This is a genomic window from Nocardia sp. NPDC058497, assembly GCF_042720195.1.
Lineage (GTDB): Bacteria > Actinomycetota > Actinomycetes > Mycobacteriales > Mycobacteriaceae > Nocardia.
In genome coordinates this window covers 1-3,604 of the sequence record NZ_JBHXMY010000587.1, presented here as the reverse complement: position 1 = coordinate 3,604, position 3,604 = coordinate 1, and the positions used below count along the sequence as shown (strand labels likewise).

Here is a 3,604-nt window from a genome sequence, read left to right as displayed (position 1 = left end):
TGGGTGGGCGGGTTTTTGTTTCTCTCACCCTTTTCGATCTGTCGGGCGCTTTTGGGCTGTTCGTCGCGGGCTTTGAGTTGCTCGTGGCCTATGCGCTGGTACGGTTTCTGTTGACCAGCGATGAGGAGATCGGGTCGGCGACATCTCGATCGTTGATCGAGCAGCACGCGCAGTTGGCCGGGGCGGTACTCGTATGCGAGCCGAGCGCCGATGGCGGCGCGTTGAAGATCGGCCGCAAAGGGATCGCGGGATACCGCGTCGAGATTCGAGGAAGGGCGGCGCACGCAGGCCTGGAGCCGGAGCTCGGAGTAAATGCGGGTGTCGAGCTGGCACATCAGATTCTGTCGATTGCGAGCCTGTCCTCGGGTGAAACAACGGTGACCCCAACGATCTTGGCGGGCGGTACCACCGTGAATACCGTCCCTGAACGTGCTCATGTGCGCGTCGAGGCACGGTCGTGGACGACTGCAGAACTGGAGAAGGTCGATCGCCTGATGTCCGAACTCACTCCGAATCTTCCAGGGGCGCAGGTGATCGTGACTGGCGGAATACGTCGCCGTCCCTTCGAACAGGAGACGGCGCTAACGGCGCTCGCCGAAGCCGAGCAAGCCGCTTCCATGCTGGGGATTAGTCTTCCGGCGCCGGTCAGATCCGGCGGAGTTTCTGACGGCAACCTCACGGCAGGGCTCGGGATAGCGACGCTCGATGGACTCGGTGCCATCGGCGGTCACCCGCACGGGCGCGGCGAAAACGTCGTCATCACGACGATGCCTGAGCGCGTCGCCCTGCTTGCAGCACTGATAGCTCGGCTCGCAGAGCGACCGGGAGCATTGTGAGGATGGTCGACGCGACACGTGTGCTGATCCTGGGCGGGTCATGGTTTCTCGGCCGAACGATCGCGGAATCCGCAGTCGCTCTGGGCGCTGAGGTCACCACATTCCGGCGCGGGGTCAGCGGTACAGACGCTGACGGTGTGACCGTATTCTACGGCGACCGAACCGACCCCGCCGACATCGCTCGATTGGCCAGCGCCGGCACCTGGGATGCGGTCATTGACACATCGAGTTACGTTCCGCGCGAAACGCTTCAGCTCGCTCGTGCACTGGAACCAGTCGTTGAACGCTACGTGCTGGTGTCGACTGTCGCTGTGTATTCGGGATGGCCGTTGAAGCCACTGACCGAATCCTCCGATGTCCTGGAGTGCCCGGCAGATGCCGGCCCGGACTTCAGCCATGCTGGTGATCCAAGGCCATCCCAATACAGCATCACCAAAGCCGGATGCGAGCGGGCAGTCACGGAGACCTTCGGGCCAGAGCGCACCGCAATCCTGCGCCCTGGCGTCATTCTGGGTCCCCTTGAGTATGTCGGCCGTCTCGAGTGGTGGTTGCGACGGATGCAGCGCGGCGGGCGTGTGCTGGGGCCTGGTTGCCCCTCACGGTCCATTCAGCCGGTTGATGTGCGCGACGTCGCAGAGTTCGCTCTGCATGCTTGTACGTCATCCGGGACCTGGAATGTCACGGCATCGGGCATAGACACGATGGGGGACCTCCTTGAGGCGTGTAACCGAGTGGCCGCCGATGGCGAAGCTCGGATCGAATGGGTCACTGACGAGGATTGGCTCCAGGCACACGGTGTCTCGCAGTGGAAGGAGCTGCCGTTGTGGCGAACCCACAGAGGAACCTGGGCGGTTGATTCGCAGCGTGCTCGTGTGGAGGGTCTGATCTGTCGCCCGCTCAGCGACACTGTTAGCGATACCTGGGAATGGCTCACCTGCGGTGGCGCCCCGATCGCCCACGTTCGTGCAGGGGAGCTAGGCCTTTGCCCAGACCGTGAGCAGGCTGTCCTGCGAGCGTGGGATGCCCACCAGCTTGAGCGCCGCGGGGCCTGACGGACGCGCCCGGACGGACACCGACCATCCGTATGTCGGCCTGGTGCCGAGATCGTCTGAGCCGCAGGGATTCGACTCAGGTCTCAGAGCCAGCTGGCGCGGATGAAATCTTCTACTGGCCCTTCTGGTGCTCGGCCTAGCTCCCCTGCCTGGACCCTGGCCCATACCCGTCGGGTCACGTCGACGATTTCAGCCGCTGCGCGCGGCAATTCAACCAGGTCGCCCGGGGTTACAGCGCCCACGTCGACCCCAGCCTTCGCCAACAGGTTCGGGAGGTCTGACAGTTGGCGCTCCAACCATCCGAACGGATCGGCGGACAGTTCGGAGTCGAAGACCCGCTCACAGTCATTCCAGCCATCGAACCACGGATGATGATGGACGCGATCGAAGCTTCCCGGGCGCCCGTCAACCGACTCCAGCAGGTCGGCACGCCAGATCGGCTCCGCAACGGCGATCGGCCGGGCCGAATAGATTGTTCCTTTCAGTTCGCCAGCCTCCAACCAGCGCAGTTCCAGTCGGACTCCGTGCTCCGGACCATCGTGGCCTTTTGCGCCCGCCGAAGTCACGAAGTACATGTCGCTGATCACGACTCCCATCCTGTCGAACCCGAAGGCATAAAGCATATTGGTCCCCCTCTGAGATTCCCCCGGCAACGTGGACAGGGGGCGTTATAAGTTGCTGCAGTTGGCAATCGCTCGCCTTCAAACACTCTTATTGACGACTTCCGAGTTGTCAATGGCGGCAAGAACGTTCGGCCACGGTCACGTTCGGGGCTGGCGGCGACACGTGCCCACTGTGCGATGTGCCGCACGAGCGGTGCCAGCCCGGTTGCGTTCCGTCCCTACGTGTCCGGCGCACCCCGCGCATACTCCTGCCGTTCGGAAGTGGATTGATCTCACGAACATCTAACGAACCGCAAGGTACGGTATGCCCTCCGATGAAGCCGCAACCTCCTAGCGCTCCTACCGGCAGGCGGAGGGGCCCGCGCCTCAACGGATCGGTATTCTCGGAATCTGGCCTAATCAATGGCCATCTCGTTGCTCGGCTCACGCTTGCTAGTAGGAAGGTCGATGGCATGGCTGACGGTGATGCTCGGTGCTCAAAAAGCGAGTCCAGCAAATGCTCGGCAGCGGTTGAACTCGGTTGTGAGCGCTGCTATTCTTGCGCTGGTAAAGCGAGGTGGACATCACGCTGGATCGGGGGGTTAGGTTTGATAGAGACGCTGCTGTTGTGCGTGCCCGAAATTTCGTTTCCCTCCATTAGGAGCTGTTGATGTCTTTTCTCGCACAGTATGCCGCGTTCGCAGGTGTGATGCTTTTCGTAGCCATCTCTCCTGGGCCTGATATGGCGGTAATCATTAGCCGCGCTTTGACGGGCTGGTCTGCGGGCGTGGCCGCGACGGCGGGTGTCGTGGTCGGCGTTGCGATATGGGTGGTAGCCGCGGTGACGGGAGTCTCCGCATTGTTGGATACAACCGCGACAGCCATTACCGTCGTGAAGATCGTCGGCGCAATATACCTGGTATACCTTGGTATTCAGTCGTTGCTTGCCGCCCGTCGACACACTGATGAGACAGTCGACGCACCGGCTCCGGTGGCGATCAACAAGGCAGGGTTGGCAAGTAATGCCTGGCGGGGGTTTTTGTGCAATATCCTCAATCCGAAGGCAGCAGTATTCTTTGTCGCATTGATTCCGCAAATCATTCGTCCCGACGGA

4 protein-coding genes are annotated in these 3,604 nt (G+C 61.8%); 3 read left to right on the top strand and 1 reads right to left on the bottom strand.

Features of this window, described 5'->3' with window-relative positions; genetic code table 11:
* Together ACFWPJ_RS27685 and ACFWPJ_RS27680 are read left to right on the top strand one after the other, a co-directional pair.
* On the top strand, window positions 1-836 hold an 836-nt coding region (locus ACFWPJ_RS27685; RefSeq protein WP_378855654.1), incomplete at its 5' end, for a M20/M25/M40 family metallo-hydrolase.
* Between the two features lie 2 nt (window positions 837-838).
* Complete coding sequence (locus ACFWPJ_RS27680) at window positions 839-1,888, top strand: NAD-dependent epimerase/dehydratase family protein (RefSeq protein ID WP_378855652.1); 1,050 nt, start codon at window positions 839-841, stop codon at window positions 1,886-1,888.
* 83 nt (window positions 1,889-1,971) lie between these two features.
* Here ACFWPJ_RS27680 and ACFWPJ_RS27675 read toward each other — a convergent pair whose 3' ends face one another.
* Window positions 1,972-2,475 carry a hypothetical protein gene (locus tag ACFWPJ_RS27675; protein WP_378855650.1) on the bottom strand — a complete coding sequence of 168 codons (504 nt, stop codon included), beginning with the start codon at window positions 2,473-2,475 and terminating at the stop codon, window positions 1,972-1,974.
* A gap of 685 nt (window positions 2,476-3,160) precedes the next feature.
* On the opposite strand from ACFWPJ_RS27675, the gene ACFWPJ_RS27670 reads away from it, so the two are divergent.
* Window positions 3,161-3,604 (top strand): LysE family translocator (locus ACFWPJ_RS27670; RefSeq protein WP_378855648.1); only part of this gene is annotated, 444 nt, incomplete at its 3' end.

Coding starts and splice junctions, on each gene's coding strand:
- ACFWPJ_RS27680 (WP_378855652.1), top strand. CDS start 839: ATGGTCGACGCGACACGTGTGCTGATCCTGGGCGGGTCATGGTTTCTC.